We start from the raw sequence: 15137 nt of genomic DNA on the forward strand, positions 1-15137 counted from the left end.
AATGGCTAAAACCAAATTACCCAGCTTATTCAGCACGAGAAAAATGCTATATGTACTAAGCGTAATGAGTGTATTTTGGTGTTTAAGTAGTGGCAGCGTTCATGCTGCCACTACATCCTCAGCACCTAATACCCACACAGCACCTAATACCCACACAGCACTGTCCGCATCTTCGGTACATGAAAACCAGCAAGCTGACACGCCTCGAATTATTGCTGCGGGCGGTAGTGTAACGGAAATCATCTACGCGCTAGGGCGGGGTGATTGGGTGGTGGCAACAGACAGCACAAGTATGTTTCCCGCGGCGGCGACTGAGGTAACAAAACTAGGCTATTTTCGTCAACTTAGTACAGAAGGCGTGCTTGCCCAACAGCCTTCTTTGCTATTAGGGGCGAGTGCCACAGGCCCAGAACCCATGTTAGAGCAAGTTGCCAAAGCAGGGGTTGATGTACACGTTTATCATGTCTCAAAAGACATAGACGGTTTAAGCGAGATGATACTTGATATTGGTCACAGAGTGTCGGCGGTAGAGAAAGCCGAGCAGCTTGTTACTGACTTACATCGTCAAGTGGACGTTCAGCAAAGGCAATATTCCGAAGCAATAGCATCTTACGCAAGTACAGGTTACCCCAACACTATTAGTGCGCTTTTCGTGGTAGCGAATAATGATAGAGGCATTACCGTGGCAGGGGCCAAAACTGTACCGCAAGCACTGTTTGATACCTTGGGTATGACCAATATTGCAAGCGATCTCAATGGCTACAAATTGATGGATGCCGAGTCAGTGCTTATGCGAAATCCCGATGTCGTGTTTGCAGCAGGACATATGTTGCATGGCGAAAATGCCCTGAATTCTCTGTGTTCACACCATGCTATTGCCGCAACATTTGCGGGCCAACATTGTTTGGTCAAAGCAATGGATAGCAGTATTGGTCTAGGATTGTCCCCCCGTTTTGCGATTGCGCTAAAAGCCGTTGCTGAACATGGCTTACGTGCTTTATCTATCAAAGCGGCAGATACCCCAATGCTAGAACCGGTTAGCTCCCAGTCTGCAATTCAAAATGGTGTCATTCAAGAGCAGGCTATTCAAGTGAGTATTGCTAAAAGCCCTATTGCAGAAAGTACCGGCGTAGATAAAAGCACAAAGACAGACACCCAGGGTATGGGAAGGTTCGAGTGACAGCGTCTACCTCAACCCACGGCTCTGCCACTAGCTCGCCGCTGGCAAAAGCGTCGCCGACAAAGCCCACGGTGACAAATAACCCGCTGCCTGAAAAGATGCAGAAAAATAATGTATCAGCCGTCATGGTAAACCTGCTTTCAACAAGAGCAAGGCGCAATCGGCATGGCCTAACACTTCTTGGTGCATTGTTGGTACTCAGCGCTTACGTAGGCGTTGTGAGCGGCAGCTTATCGATTAATGTGGGAGAGTTGGTGTGGCATGAACTCTCTGAGCTAACAGGGCCGTTTTTTTCTCAAGGGGCTTCTATTGAGGAAAGCGGCGTTAATCGAGAGGCAACGCCACTTGGCGCTTCAACTACATTTAATAGTACGCATTGGTACGTACTTACTGAACTGCGACTACCACGGGTTATTATGACCTTATTCATTGGGGCGCTATTGGCAGTGTCAGGTTGTGCTATGCAGGGCTTGGTGAGAAACCCATTGGCGGATCCAGGTTTAATCGGTATTGCCGGTGGCGCCGCGGCTGCAGCAGCAGTCAGCATGGCTATAGTGCCGCCACTCGTACCCGCGCTCGCCTCTGTTTGGGTGGCACTTTGGGCGTTTGGCGGGGCGTTATTGTCCGTGTGGACCGTGTTACGTTTTGCTAATAGTGCGCAAGGTGTCTCGGTGGCTACGCTAATACTTGCAGGGGTAGCAATAAATGCTTTCACCGGCACCATTATTGGCGCCATTAGCTATGTGGCCAGCGACGATGCACTTCGCCAAATCACCTATTGGACTATGGGCAGTTTAGCAGGCGCTAGTTGGACCTTATGCGCGCTGGTGGCAGCAGCCGGCATTATCGCTATTACAGGTTTAATGATGTCTCGTAATGCGCTTAATTTATTGGCGCTAGGTGAAAACGAGGCGGCTTACATGGGGCTGAATGTAGCGCGTTATAAGCAAATTATACTGTGGTTGGTGGCATTTGCTGTCGCCTTAGCAACCGCTCTGTGCGGCATTATCGGGTTTGTGGGTTTAGTTGTGCCGCACATGTGCCGCACATTATTTGGCGTCAATCACAATGTACTCATTCCTGCTTGTGCATTAATGGGGGCACTGTTGTTAACGGTTGCCGATACGTTGGCTCGTACATTATTCATTCCAATGGAAATCCCTATAGGTATTGTCACATCCGCTATAGGAGCACCTTTTTTCTTGTATCTGCTATGGCAACAAAAAGGGGTATTTAATGGCTCGCTGTAACCACGCTGAATCACAGACGCATGAAACTCTACTCACCCTCATTGATGTCGATGTTATTAGGGGAAAACGACAGCTATTGTGCAACCTTAGTCTTGTGTTTAATGCGGGGGAATTTATTGCCCTTGCGGGCGAAAACGGCTGCGGGAAATCATCCCTGCTTACTGTGATAGGCGGCCTAGCGCCGCTTGATAAAGGCACGCTTTTGTTTAACGGTGAGCCCCTACGTGAAATAGGTTTGCGAAAGCTTGCAAACTATCGCGCGGTCATGGCGCAAAGTGCGTCTACCCCTTTTGGGTTTGTAGTAGATGAAATATTGCAGTTAGCGCGTCATCACATTATTGAGTCGCCTGACAATCGACATCATATTATCGGCAAGATTGCTGAGCAGTTTGACATTACTCACTTGTTGTCGCGAAATATTCAAACCTTGTCAGGGGGCGAGCGGCAAAGAGTATTTTTAAGCAAAGCAATATTGCAGTTACTACCGGTAAACCCAAAGGACAGCTTAGTTGGAAAACTGTTGCTGCTTGATGAGCCAACCTCTGCACTAGACCTACGGCATCAAAAGTTGGTGATGCAGCAATTGGTCAGTCTTAGTAAACAGGGGCTTTGCATAATATGTGTGAGTCACGACCTTAATTTAATTTCACCTTATTGCAGCAGAATGATTTTACTGGCTGAGCAGGGGTGTATAGCCGATGATAGGCCTGAAAATGCGCTAACCATAGACACATTAGCTCGCTGCTATCACACCCAATTAAACCTTATTCGTAACCAAGAGCACGATGTGTTTGTTACACATTAATTTAAAAAGACGGAGTTTCTTATGAGCATGCAAGACATTGCATTTTCAGCAAAACAATTAAGCCGAACTCACCATAGTGGTGTGCTAGGAACCCATTCAACGTCAATGCCTGGGTATCCCTTTGGTTCGGTCGTTCCTTATTACCTCACGCCCGCCGGTGATGCCATTATCTACATTAGTGACATTGCCCTGCACACTCGTAATATTAAAGCGAACGATAAAGTCAGTTTAACCATCTTCGATGCTGCTGAAGATGATTCTCAAGCCAATGGTCGAGTGACTATTATGGGCAACGCAGAACTCGCTAACAAAGCGGATGTGAAAGCACAGTATCTAAGATTGTTTCCACAGGCTAAGGGTTATGAGCAAACCCATGACTTTAACTTTTATGTTATCCGCGCTGAGCGAGTGCGATTTATTGGCGGGTTCGGGAAAATCCACTGGATAGATAAAGCGTACTGGCAGGTTGAAGAGCAAGAGTGGCATAAGTCGCCAGACGGTATGATCACGCATATGAATGAAGACCATCAAGATGCCATGCAGTTAATTTTACAGCATAAAATCGGGGTGAATATTGAGCATCCTATTATGCACAGTGCATTTCCAGAAGGTATGCATTGTGGTAGCGAGGAAGCGACCTGGTTCATTCCATTTGAATCCATTTGTGAAACTTCCACCGATGTTCGAAAAGCCCTTGTCAAACTGACTAACGATGCACGCACGGCATTGAACATACCCAAAGCGAGCTAAAAGATTCGCGCTATCGAAACGTCGTGTTCTTTTATCGCCGTAAGTGCTAGATATCCTACCTTTATTGGAAACCCAGCGAAGTGCTTAGCTGGGTGTGCTTCTGTGAATAAAATGTAAAATTCTTCTCTGTTACTCCTTGTCTCTATATGAAAGCGCTTACATAAAATGCTACACTTTGTTCCATATAACCGGCTTTGTACATAAGTTGCCAATAGCGCATCTTATATAAAGCGCTAATACACCTTGGCTTTGCACAATCTAAGTATTGTTAGTGCCTGTGGTATTCATTTTTTGTCGTCTGTTGTAGACAGGCGCTGATACACACATTCGAATAAGGTTTTGTACACATGGAAATTTTAGCCCAACCTGGCTCTCCTTTTATGCAATCAAATTTCACTATGGGGGTTGCGACATCGTCATTTCAAATAGAGGGCGATGCAGACAACAGAGAGCCAAGCATTTGGGATACCTTTTGCAATACACCTGGAAAGATTGCCGATGGTAGTCATGGCCTAGTGGCATGTGATCATGTAAACCGTTTGGAAGAAGACTTAAGCATTATCGATTCGTTAAATGTAGACGCTTATCGATTTTCCATTAGCTGGCCACGAATTATTAAAAAAGATGGTTCGGTTAATCAACAAGGGCTCGATTTCTACCTTGCCTTGCTAGCCAAGCTAAAGCAAAACAACATAAAGCCTTACGTCACTCTATATCACTGGGATTTACCGCAGTATTTAGAAGATGAAGGAGGCTGGCTAAATAGAAAAACGGCCTTTGCGTTTGCCGAATATGTGGATGTGGTGAGTAAAGCTTTCGGTGATAACGTTTTCTCATACGCCACCTTAAATGAACCCTTTTGTAGTGCTTATTTAGGGTATGAAGTCGGCATTCATGCTCCAGGGAAAGTGGGTAAAGAGTTTGGTAAAAAAGCCATACACCATTTGTTGCTGGCTCATGGTTTAGGCATGCGCGTACTGCGTAAAAATGTACCCAATATCGAGTCTGGCGTGGTACTTAACTTTACCCCGTTTTACCCAAACTCTAATGATGAAAAAGATATTCGTGCCACAAAATTAGCGCACGATCATCACAACGACTGGTACATTAAACCGTTAATGCATGGTTGTTATCCTGCTCTTATCGATGACATTCCGGCAGCGCACCGGCCAGATATTCTCGATGGCGATATGGATATCATTTCTGAGAAAATAGATTACTTAGGTGTGAATTATTACACTCGCGCTAAGGTTTCCGATGATGGCTCTGAAGATCCTTGCCAGTTGCCAGCTCCAGAGGGAAGTGAAACTACCGCAATGGGCTGGGAAGTTTACCCGCAAGGGTTAACTGATTTGCTACTACAGTTGCATAATGACTACCCACTACCACCGCTTATTATCACTGAAAATGGCTTGGCCAGTGATGATACGTTAACAAAAGATGGGGCAGTAAACGATGAGCAGCGTATTCGATATCTAACCACTCATTTGCAGGCGGTAGCTGATGCCATTGAAGCAGGGGTTAATATAACAGGCTATTTTGTTTGGAGCTTGTTAGATAATTTTGAATGGGCGCTGGGTTACGAGAAACGCTTCGGTATTATTTACGTTGATTACGATACGCAAAAACGAACGTTAAAAGCCAGTGCACTAAGATTACAACAATTGCTAGAAGAAAGACGAAAAGCGTTAAACGCAGCCTGATAGATGCGCAATTGATTAAAAGCATAAAATAATAAAGATAACGGTGAAGCCAATGGTAAGTGCAAAGGAAAAGATTGCCTACGGGTTAGGCGATACGGCAAGTAATTTCATTTTTCAAACCGTCATGCTGTTTTTGACATTCTATTACACCGACGTTGTCGGCATACCGGCTGCAGCGGTAGGGAGCATGTTCTTACTGGTTCGCGTATTTGATGCGGTTACCGACCCTTTAATGGGATCTTTGGCCGACAGAACAAGAACGCGGTGGGGCGCATACCGCCCCTATTTATTATGGTTGGCTTTGCCTTTTGCGCTGTGTAGCGTGCTTGCGTTTACCTCGCCTGAATGGCTTACCGAAGACGGTAAGCTTTACTATGCATTTATCACCTACGCACTGTTAATGATAATGTATACGGCCATCAATATTCCTTATTCTGCATTGGGCGGCGTGCTAAGTGCCGATGCTTCAGAACGGGTATCTATCCAATCTTATCGCTTTGTCTTCGCAATGGGTGGTGGGCTGCTGGTGACATCATTTATGTTGCCATTGGTTGATTACTTAGGGAGCGGCAACGAAGCGCTTGGGTATCAGCGCGCTATGATAGTGATGAGTATAGTGGGGATGGTACTTTTTCTACTTTGCTTTGCTGGTACTAAAGAGCGGGTAAAACCTGCCAATGAAACGCCTGCACCCTATAAAACTCAGCTAGCGGCCATTTGGCAAAATGACCAGTGTCGTGTTCTTTGTATGGTTGCGATTGTGTTACTTACCGGCATGGTGATGCGAAACACGCTAGCGCTTTACTATGTGAAGTACGTGTTGCAGCGGCCTGAATCGGCCACATTGTTTGTTACTGCGGGTATGGTAGGCAGCATTATAGGCTGTGCGTTGGCGAACCCAATTGCTAAACGATTTTGCAAAATCAAAGTCTACACTTGGCTTCAGTTAGCCAGTGCAGCAGTGTGTATCGTAAATTATTTTGTGCCTTATCAGGCGTGGTTTACGGCCATTGCACTGCATTTCCTTTGGGGCCTTATATTGCAAATGGCTACGCCGCTACTGTGGGCAAAAATTGCTGATGTGGTGGACTATGGCGAAGATAAAACGGGGCTTCGTATGACCGGGTTAACTTACTCAACCGTAGTCTTTTTTATTAAGGTTGGACTAGCTTTGGGCGGCGCACTTGCGGGGTGGTTACTCGCATCAGTTAACTATCAACCGGACGCATTTTCACCTGATGTGGCAAAAGGAATTGTGGCGTTATTTTGTATCGGGCCGGCAATTGCATCGATAGGTGTTGCGATTATTATGCGCTGGTATACATTAGATAACCAAAAAATGATGGCAATTCAGCAGCGCCTTGGATTGACCACAGACGATGCGCATCGCGCATCGTAACAATAATTACGCAAAGCAAGGATATACACAGCGCACGTATGCACTGTTAATGCTATATGGTAACGATTAAACAAGTAAGTGAATTAGCCGGCGTGTCGTCAGCTACAGTATCTCGGGTTATCAACAACACAGATACCGTTAAAGAGAAAACGCGTCAGCAAGTGCTTGATGCGATGGAGAAGCTTGGCTATCGACACAATGTCATTGCGGCTTCCCTTGCCTCAAATAAAACCCATACCGTTGGGTATGTGGTTCCTGAATTACACGGCTCATTCTTTGGCGCCATGATGGCCGGTTCTGAAAAAGTACTTAGGCAAGCCAACAAACATATGTTTGTGGTAACAGGGCACAGTGACGAAGCCTTAGAGAAAAAAGAAATAGAAGCCTTGCTGAGTCGCCGCTGCGATGCGCTTATTTTGCATGTTGAGGCGGTCAGCGATGAGTACCTTATCGACCTTGCCAGCCAAGATGTTCCTATTGTTGTGGTTAACCGCTACATAGAAGCTATTGGTGAAAAATGTATCAGCCTAGACAATGTGCTCGGCGCATATCTAGCCACCAAGCACCTTATCGATTTGGGGCATACTCAAATTGCATACGCCGCAGGCGCACTGTTTAAAGCGGATGGTTTTAATCGTTTACTTGGGCACAAAAAAGCATTAGAAGAAGCCAATTTTTATTTTGATGAAGAGTCCGTGGCTGAAGGTAATTTCCAAGCCTTCTCGGGTGAAAAATGTGTGGATGAACTGTTTCGTCGCAACGTAAGTTTTAGTGCCATCGCCTGTGCAAATGATGAAATGGCATCAGGTGCTATTAACTCACTCAGAAAGCATGGTAAACGCGTACCGGAAGATATCTCCGTCATCGGATTTGATAACGTTGACTTTGCTAGTTACCTAACCCCTAAACTGACTACCGTGAACTATCCAGTGCGCGAAATTGGTGCTATGGCATCTCGCTGGATTTTAAATCAGGCTTATGGCGATGGAAAACTGACAATGGAACATATTTTGTCGCCCAAATTGATTATTAGAGGAACCACCAGAAAATTCGAGTAACTTCAACCAACGACGAATGGTGAAGTTACGCTTTTTTCTGTTATGCTGAATTTTCACACATATTAAAATTTGGTCACCCTATGTTCGTTTCTCGAAGCAAATACTTAGAAAAAGAGTCTCAGGCCACGCAACTTGAAAATCGCTATCAAGTTGCCCTAGATAAAATATCAGCCTTAGAGTCTGAAAATACAGAACTTCATCGGCAAGTTACCGAGTTAAGCGATGCTTCAAAGAAAAGTAAAGACGATGTGGTAACACGGTGCTTGGTTAACTCTTTTAACCAAGTGGAAGGTATTCGAGAAACCGTATTAGGGTCTTATCAAAAAATAAACACCGAAAATCAATCAATATCAGACATTAATGAATTGTTTGAGCAGTCCTCTCAAGTACTTACCAAAATTGTCAAAGACATGAGTGGTTTGAATACCCAAATGGTGAGTATGAGCGAGCGCATTTCTGGGTTATCAAGTACAGCGGATAACATCAACAAGTTTGTATCTACTATTACCAGTATATCGGATCAAACCAACCTACTGGCATTGAATGCTGCTATTGAAGCCGCCCGTGCGGGTGATGCTGGTCGTGGATTCAGTGTCGTCGCCGATGAGGTGCGTGCACTCGCTACTGAAACCAATAAATCAGCGACAGAAGTGTCTGAACTAGTAAATGATATTATTCAATCTACGGCAAAAGCAGTTTCAGGTGTTAACGAATTAAGAGGCAATAACGAAGAGCTAGAAGAAGGGATTAGTACCCTTAATAGCAGTTATGAAACCATGGTTTCTCATTGCGATAGCATGAAAACGACCATTAATGAGGGGGCGTTAAGCTCCTTTATACAAACGGTTAAGCTAGACCACGTAGTATGGAAGTCAGATGTATATGCGGTTTTATTTGGTTACAGCGATAAAAAATCAAGTGATCTTGCTGACCACGCGAGTTGTCGTTTGGGAAAGTGGTATAGCGAAAATCAGGGTGCGGCTATTGGCAAGTCGTCACCATTCAGAGATTTAGAAACACCTCATGCAGCGGTTCATCGTGCTGGTGTAGCTGCTATTAATGCAAAAGCAGAGGGTGATATTTCAACACTAGAAGCTAAAGTGATTGAAATGGAACGCTCTAGCGAGAAAGTAATGCTGCTATTAGACAAGATAGTGAGCTAACTTGTTTTCTCATATACCTAAATGCGTTTGAAGAGGTATAGACTAAAAGGCTTATATATTGAGCGATGCTTCAATACCCCCTAGCCCCAATGAGGTTGCTGACTTAAAAGCTCAAGTAAAATTACTTGAGCGACAGCTTAAGCGCCAAAAGATAGCGCGGGCAAATGCTGAGTGGTTTTTAGAAAGCTACTCAAGCGATGCCTATTCGGCAACGCAAGCCTTGCGTAAAGCATTGCATGAATCAAAAAAAAGAGAGCGAGAATTAATCTTTTTGAATCGCTCTGCTTCCCACCTTAAAACCTCCGATAGCGGGGCAAGTTTCATTTTCTCCGCTATTGAGTCAGCAGTAGAGTTCAGCGATGCCTTTTGTGGTTTAGCCTTCATTACCAAAGCCGGAAAAGTGGTTCAAGGAGATGACAACAAAATTTGGCAAGTAGAAAATGGTTGGGTTGAAGCCAGCGATTTAGCCAAGGTTATGTTAGATGAACTCCCGCTGTCTGTTAAAGAAGACTATAGCCAATGGTGTGTAAATATCGTTGAAAGGCCAGACAATCATGAAGAGGCTTACGTATTACATTTCATGCAGAACTTGGGCAATGGCGAGCAGGCATGGCTAGCACTACTGACCAAAAACAGTGAATTAGATGAAGAAATGCTTTATGTGCTGGATGCAAATAAGCACTATCTACAATTTGGTATAGGCTACCGAAGTTCTAAACACGAAATTAAGCATCACAAAGCCGCCCTATCCTCGATGGAAAAAGACCAACGCTATCTGCAAGAAAAGCTAATAACCGCAGATAAAATGGCCATGTTAGGTCAGTTGGCGGCCGGTATTGCCCACGAAATTAATAATCCGATTGGTTATGTACGTAGCAACACCTCGGTGGCTGGCGATATCTTTAAAGATTACCAGAGTGCTTTGTCTGAAATAAAGGTACTTTGTGAAGATGCGGGTGGAGAAATAGAAGCCCGTTATTTAGCGCTTGAAAACACGTATTCATTAAAAGATAGTGCCGAGGCTATCTCTGAAATGTTTGAAGAGTCCTCAGAAGGTATTGAAAGAATTATCGATATCGTAAAAGCGCTAAGAGGGTTTTCCTACCCTAGCGGTGATAAGCGCGTCGCCATTAATGTTGCCGAAGCGATAAGCTCAGCCTTACGAATCACGAATAACCTGCACAAGTATAAAAATAAGGTCATATTCACGCCTCCTGAAACCGATATCGAAGTACTAGGCAACGCTGGGCAAATACAGCAAGTACTCGTCAACTTACTTACTAACGCCATCTATGCCACAGATGAAGGAAAATGCATTAAGTTTGATGTTGAATCCCTAGAAGGCGAGGCGGTCATTACGTTGCAAGACGAAGGCAAAGGTATGTCAGAGGAAGTCATTGGCAAAATGTTTACCCCCTTTTTCACCACTAAACCACCTGGTGATGGCACCGGCCTTGGTATGTCTATTTCACTGACTATTATTGAAGAACACGGCGGCCAGTTTGAAGTGACCAGTGAAATCGATAAGGGCACCACAATTAAGGTACGCCTGCCACTGGCGTAATCTTTTTATTCGTATAATCTTCATTATTACCGAATTCTTTTTCTACTTTAGTATTAATTGTTACCATGATCGTCTACCCTTTTAATGAATTACCGATGAATAGGGCTCTCCTATTTACTTTGATACCACTATAGCAATGGATTTTATTAGTGAAGAAAAATCAGTCTGTTACCCAGCGCGAATACAAATTCCCTTCTCACTACCGCCTTATCACTTCCACTGACAAACGGGGTGTCATACAACACTGCAATGACGAATTTGTAGAGGCAAGTGGGTACAATCGAGAAGACCTGATAGGAAAAAACCACAACATTATCCGTCATCCGGATATGCCCTCAAGTGTGTTTAAAGAAATGTGGCGAACTTTAGAGTCGGGTCAAAGTTGGGCTGGACTCGTTAAAAATAGAAGAGAAAACGGCGACCACTATTGGGTGTCAGCATTCGTAACTCCCGTATACGAAAACGGGCAAGCGGTGGGTTATGAGTCAGTTAGGGTTCATGCCGCCGATGAAGAAATAACACGAGCATCCGCTATATATGCCAGGTTATCGGCAGGAAAATCGCCAATTCCCTTTGCTGCAAAGCTTGGTCAAACACTTTCACCCATGTTACCCATGATAGTGGTAAGTTTATTATTATTGGTAGCCATTGGTTTTACCGCGGGTTTGGTACCCCTGGGTGTTACTTTCATTGCGCTACTGATTATGATGGCGTGGCAATCGGCAAAAAGTCGGAGCTATTGGCGGGAATTTCTTTCGTTAAGCCCTGCTAGTTATAGTAATGAACTCGTGGCACAAACGTATTATGCCGATGTTGATTATATTGCTCAGGCTAAGTTGGCGTTAGGCTGTGAACTCGCGCGTACGCGCACGGCGTTGACCCGCATCAAAGATGCATCTGAGGGGTTGGAAGATATTGCGGTTTCAACTCACAGCCAAGCCGAGCTAACCAGCAAAACGATTATTCAGCAAAATCTTGCCACCCAGCAAATTGCCACAGCGGTAACTCAAATGAGTCAGGCTATTCAAGAAGTGGCTGAGCGAGTAGAGAGCAATGCTGTTAGTGCCAAAACTGCCGCAACTAACGTACAAATGGGTAACGACAAAGCTGAAGAAGCGATGCAGGCTATACTGTCATTAAAAGGCGCGGTGGAGTCGATTTCCGATACGGTTACCGAGCTTGCCCAATCCACCAGTGATATAGGCGAAGCCGCTAGCATCATTTCTAGCATCGCTGATCAAACAAACCTGCTAGCACTTAATGCCGCTATAGAAGCCGCCCGCGCTGGCGAGCAGGGACGCGGTTTTGCTGTTGTTGCCGATGAAGTTCGTACCTTGGCTTCTAAAACCCGGGTGTCCACCGATAAAATTCACAATATCATTAAAGAACTTGTTGATAGAACAGAACGGGCCGTAAAGGTATCTTCAGAAGGGTTGGTGTCTGCTGAACACGGTAGTGCCATTGTTGAAGAAACCCGAGGCGCGCTACAAGAAATCAATAATGCGGTAAGTGGTATTGCCTCAGCTACCGTAGAAATGTCTTCTGCTGTAGAAGAACAAAGTACCGTGGCTGAGCATATTAATCAGCAGCTGGTCGATGTTGCTGATAGTGCAGAAGAAACGCAGAAGTCTTCAGAAGCCTCGCTCAAAGTGGGTCGAGATCTTCGTGACACCGTAAATCAAGTTAACGGGTTAATTGCTCGTTTTAACACGGATAAACGCACAGGATAATCTGTGCTGTTTATTTTTTAGCGTGCTTTGAACCATTTTCTATTTACGTTCGTTCCACTTAAAAGCACGCCGAGCTTTTCTGCTATGCTTATCCGTTGGCTTTAAGCTTTACTACGTCGGCACTCTCATCTTCTAGTACACTCTGTGCTGTCGCGCCTTTAAAAATCTTGCTCACCTTGTCTTTATTTTTCGACAACATAATTGTGAGTTCTTCAACAATGCTATCGTCAATGCCTAAGCCCTTTGCTTGAATGTATTCAGCAAGGTTGTCGGCAGCGTCGAGCATCTTATCGTACTGATCTGCTTCTTTTTTATCGGTAGTTACCAATTTTTCTACCCCTTTGTGCGTGACAACATACTGTGTGGTAATGGCCATGGTAGGTCCCCTTAAATGAATAGACAATAAAACTGTACAATATTTAACTGGATAAATAAACAGTATTTAAAGTTTTTTGATATTATTTTTTTACAACTTAAGTATAGTGACCAAGTACGCTTGGATGTATTTTAAAACGTACGTTGGAAAACAGCTTTCACATCGTCATGTCTATATTCAAAAATTTACCGGTTTCGTTCACATTGGTTGCAGCCTGTAGCTAGTTAAACAGCCACGAAGAACAGTAAATTTATCACTAGGCACAAGAGTCTTTCTTGCTAGAGCGGGAAATCGAGTGCCGACAGTCGGCGTGATATGGGTGACTTAGATACAAAGAGGAAGTAATGAGTTCTTCAATTGAGCGTGATATTCGCACTATTCAATCGATAGAAGCTGTACCACATATAATGAAAATGTTATCAGATGTCACTGGTCTTCGCTTTATCTGCGTAGCCAGAGTGACAGAAGATAACTGGACAATGTGCGCAGTATATGACCAAGTGAACTTCAATTTAATTCCGGGCGATCAACTCGATAACAAAACAACGTTTTGTAGCCAAGTCAGAAAATCTACAAAAGCCATCGTCATTGAACACGCAAAGAAAGATGATGTTTATCGCCAAAGTGAAATTCCTAAGATGTATGGCTTTGAAAGTTACTTTTCATTTCCCATTTACAACCAAAACGGCGATTTTTTTGGAACATTATGCGGCTTAGATCCACGTCCTGCAGTTTTAAAAACAGATAAGATTGAAAGTCAAATTAAGTCGTTTGCTGAGTTAATATCGAGGCAAATGGAAGTTGACGATCGTTTAGCTGCGGTTGAAACCGATCTCATCAGCGAGCAAGCTGCCGCTAAATTGCGAGAGCAATATATCGCCATTTTAGGCCACGATTTAAGAACACCTTTGTCGGCACTTAAAATGGGGGTCGACTTTCTTGTTGATCACGCCAGCGATGCGACTTCCCAAAAAGTACTGGCCCGAATGGATAATAGCGCTAAACGTATGACGCGGCTCATTAGTGACGTGATGGACTTTACGCATGGTCAAATGGGCAAAGGTATTCAATTAAACGTTAAACCAGCAAGTGATTTAAAAAGTGTACTAGTACACACCGTAAGTGAACTTTCGGGCCTGCATCCAGACCGAGAGATACTTGCGGATATCATTATAGACGGCACATTTTCATGTGACCCAGAGCGTATCAGCCAGTTGCTGTCTAACTTGCTGATTAATGCGATAGTGCATGGCGATGCAGCGCAACCTATCAAAGTCATGGCGAATATCGAAGAAGAAACACTGACATTAAGCGTATCTAACGGAGGCACTCCAATAAGTGCGGATGTCATAGATAAGCTATTTCATCCATTTTGGCGAAACGAAAAAAACAAAAAGACCGGTGGATTAGGTCTAGGATTGTTTATCGCCTCGCAAATTGCGGAAGCCCATAAGGGGAGTCTGATGGTGCATTCAGATGAAAATGAAACCGTGTTTTCATTTAAGGCAGCATTGTAAGCATGAAGGTTAAGCCTCGCGCTTAGCCTTTTTTAACGTCCATGAACCCCGCTACCCCATCATTTAGCGTATCTAGCTAAATTTCATCAAAACACGTACAAATGTAAAATTTTCCGGTGATTAATGCTTGTACAAAAGCGGGTATGTGCGTATAATCCGCGCCCTTACAGCCACCCTAACTAGGTTCCTTGTCTCTATACAGTCTGGCTGTACTGTCGAGGCTACAACCGTAAGGAGCAATAATGCGTCATTACGAAATCGTATTTATGGTTCACCCTGATCAGAGTGAACAAGTACCTGGTATGATCGAACGTTATACCACTATTCTTAAGCAAAACGATGGTCAGATTCATCGTTTAGAAGATTGGGGCCGTCGTCAATTGGCATACCCAATTGAAAAGCTGCACAAAGCCCACTATGTATTGATCAATGCTGAAGCGACTGCTGAAGCTGTTGACGAGCTGGAAAATGCTTTCCGCTACAACGACGTTATCTTACGTAACATGGTAATGCGCACTAAAAACGCTGTAACCGAGCCTTCTCCTATGACTAAAGAAGAGCGTCGTGAGCGTCGTGACGATTCTGCACCTCGTACAGAGCGCGCAGAAAGAAGACCTGAATCCACTGAAGATAACGCTTAAG

General features: G+C 44.4%; 13 protein-coding genes. 12 read left to right on the forward strand and 1 reads right to left on the reverse strand.

What is annotated here, in order from left to right; genetic code table 11:
• Position 1: 1 nt before the first annotated feature.
• The 10 genes from AAC006_RS09190 (at position 2) to AAC006_RS09235 (ending at position 12602) form a co-directional block, all read left to right on the forward strand.
• A complete protein-coding gene (locus AAC006_RS09190; protein ID WP_208806049.1) occupies positions 2-1180 on the forward strand; it encodes an ABC transporter substrate-binding protein in 1179 nt (392 codons plus the stop codon).
• A complete protein-coding gene (locus AAC006_RS09195; protein WP_288389075.1) occupies positions 1177-2430 on the forward strand; it encodes an iron ABC transporter permease in 1254 nt (417 codons plus the stop codon). Before AAC006_RS09190 ends, AAC006_RS09195 begins: the two co-directional genes overlap by 4 nt.
• The gene (locus AAC006_RS09200; protein WP_208806051.1) at positions 2417-3235 is read left to right on the forward strand and encodes an ATP-binding cassette domain-containing protein; all 819 of its coding nucleotides are present in this window, start codon (positions 2417-2419) and stop codon (positions 3233-3235) included. The genes AAC006_RS09195 and AAC006_RS09200 overlap by 14 nt, the downstream gene beginning before the upstream one ends.
• 21 nt (positions 3236-3256) lie before the next feature.
• Positions 3257-3985: a DUF2470 domain-containing protein gene (locus AAC006_RS09205; protein ID WP_288389074.1), complete on the forward strand. Its 729-nt coding sequence runs from the start codon at positions 3257-3259 to the stop codon at positions 3983-3985.
• A gap of 347 nt (positions 3986-4332) precedes the next feature.
• On the forward strand, positions 4333-5688 hold the full coding sequence (locus tag AAC006_RS09210; protein ID WP_339891161.1) for a GH1 family beta-glucosidase: 1356 nt from the start codon (positions 4333-4335) through the stop codon (positions 5686-5688).
• 52 nt (positions 5689-5740) lie between these two features.
• Positions 5741-7087, forward strand: coding sequence for a glycoside-pentoside-hexuronide (GPH):cation symporter (locus AAC006_RS09215; protein ID WP_013786405.1), 1347 nt, complete (start codon positions 5741-5743; stop codon positions 7085-7087).
• A gap of 56 nt (positions 7088-7143) precedes the next feature.
• Positions 7144-8145 (forward strand): LacI family DNA-binding transcriptional regulator, encoded by a 1002-nt coding sequence (locus AAC006_RS09220; RefSeq protein WP_013786404.1) that lies wholly within the window; start codon positions 7144-7146, stop codon positions 8143-8145.
• Positions 8146-8225: 80 nt separating this feature from the next.
• Positions 8226-9308 carry a methyl-accepting chemotaxis protein gene (locus AAC006_RS09225; RefSeq protein WP_208806054.1) on the forward strand — a complete coding sequence of 361 codons (1083 nt, stop codon included), beginning with the start codon at positions 8226-8228 and terminating at the stop codon, positions 9306-9308.
• 58 nt (positions 9309-9366) lie between these two features.
• A complete protein-coding gene (locus tag AAC006_RS09230; RefSeq protein ID WP_013786402.1) occupies positions 9367-10872 on the forward strand; it encodes an ATP-binding protein in 1506 nt (501 codons plus the stop codon).
• A 149-nt stretch (positions 10873-11021) separates the two neighbouring features.
• Positions 11022-12602: a PAS domain-containing methyl-accepting chemotaxis protein gene (locus tag AAC006_RS09235; RefSeq protein ID WP_339891164.1), complete on the forward strand. Its 1581-nt coding sequence runs from the start codon at positions 11022-11024 to the stop codon at positions 12600-12602.
• An 88-nt stretch (positions 12603-12690) separates the two neighbouring features.
• On the opposite strand, the gene AAC006_RS09240 is transcribed toward AAC006_RS09235, so the two are convergent.
• The gene (locus AAC006_RS09240) at positions 12691-12978 is read right to left on the reverse strand and encodes a YebG family protein (RefSeq protein ID WP_013786400.1); all 288 of its coding nucleotides are present in this window, start codon (positions 12976-12978) and stop codon (positions 12691-12693) included.
• A 344-nt stretch (positions 12979-13322) separates the two neighbouring features.
• Here AAC006_RS09240 and AAC006_RS09245 point away from each other — a divergent pair, with 344 nt between their 5' ends.
• Complete coding sequence (locus AAC006_RS09245) at positions 13323-14495, forward strand: HAMP domain-containing sensor histidine kinase (protein WP_126873314.1); 1173 nt, start codon at positions 13323-13325, stop codon at positions 14493-14495.
• Between the two features lie 242 nt (positions 14496-14737).
• On the forward strand, positions 14738-15136 hold the full coding sequence (gene rpsF / locus AAC006_RS09250) for a 30S ribosomal protein S6 (RefSeq protein WP_013786398.1): 399 nt from the start codon (positions 14738-14740) through the stop codon (positions 15134-15136).
• The last annotated feature ends 1 nt before the right edge of the window (position 15137 follow it).

The sequence above is a fragment of the uncultured Alteromonas sp. genome (assembly GCF_963976965.1).
In the GTDB taxonomy this organism is placed as follows: Bacteria; Pseudomonadota; Gammaproteobacteria; order Enterobacterales; family Alteromonadaceae; genus Alteromonas; species Alteromonas naphthalenivorans.

Bases quoted from the DNA above. Each gene is read 5' to 3' on its own strand.
- AAC006_RS09190 (WP_208806049.1), top strand. From the start codon at position 2: ATGGCTAAAACCAAATTACCCAGCTTATTCAGCACGAGAAAAATGCTA.
- AAC006_RS09200 (WP_208806051.1), top strand. From the start codon at position 2,417: ATGGCTCGCTGTAACCACGCTGAATCACAGACGCATGAAACTCTACTC.
- AAC006_RS09205 (WP_288389074.1), top strand. From the start codon at position 3,257: ATGAGCATGCAAGACATTGCATTTTCAGCAAAACAATTAAGCCGAACT.
- AAC006_RS09210 (WP_339891161.1), top strand. From the start codon at position 4,333: ATGGAAATTTTAGCCCAACCTGGCTCTCCTTTTATGCAATCAAATTTC.
- AAC006_RS09215 (WP_013786405.1), top strand. From the start codon at position 5,741: ATGGTAAGTGCAAAGGAAAAGATTGCCTACGGGTTAGGCGATACGGCA.
- AAC006_RS09220 (WP_013786404.1), top strand. From the start codon at position 7,144: ATGGTAACGATTAAACAAGTAAGTGAATTAGCCGGCGTGTCGTCAGCT.
- AAC006_RS09225 (WP_208806054.1), top strand. From the start codon at position 8,226: ATGTTCGTTTCTCGAAGCAAATACTTAGAAAAAGAGTCTCAGGCCACG.
- AAC006_RS09240 (WP_013786400.1), bottom strand. From the start codon at position 12,978: ATGGCCATTACCACACAGTATGTTGTCACGCACAAAGGGGTAGAAAAA.
- AAC006_RS09245 (WP_126873314.1), top strand. From the start codon at position 13,323: ATGAGTTCTTCAATTGAGCGTGATATTCGCACTATTCAATCGATAGAA.
- rpsF (WP_013786398.1), top strand. From the start codon at position 14,738: ATGCGTCATTACGAAATCGTATTTATGGTTCACCCTGATCAGAGTGAA.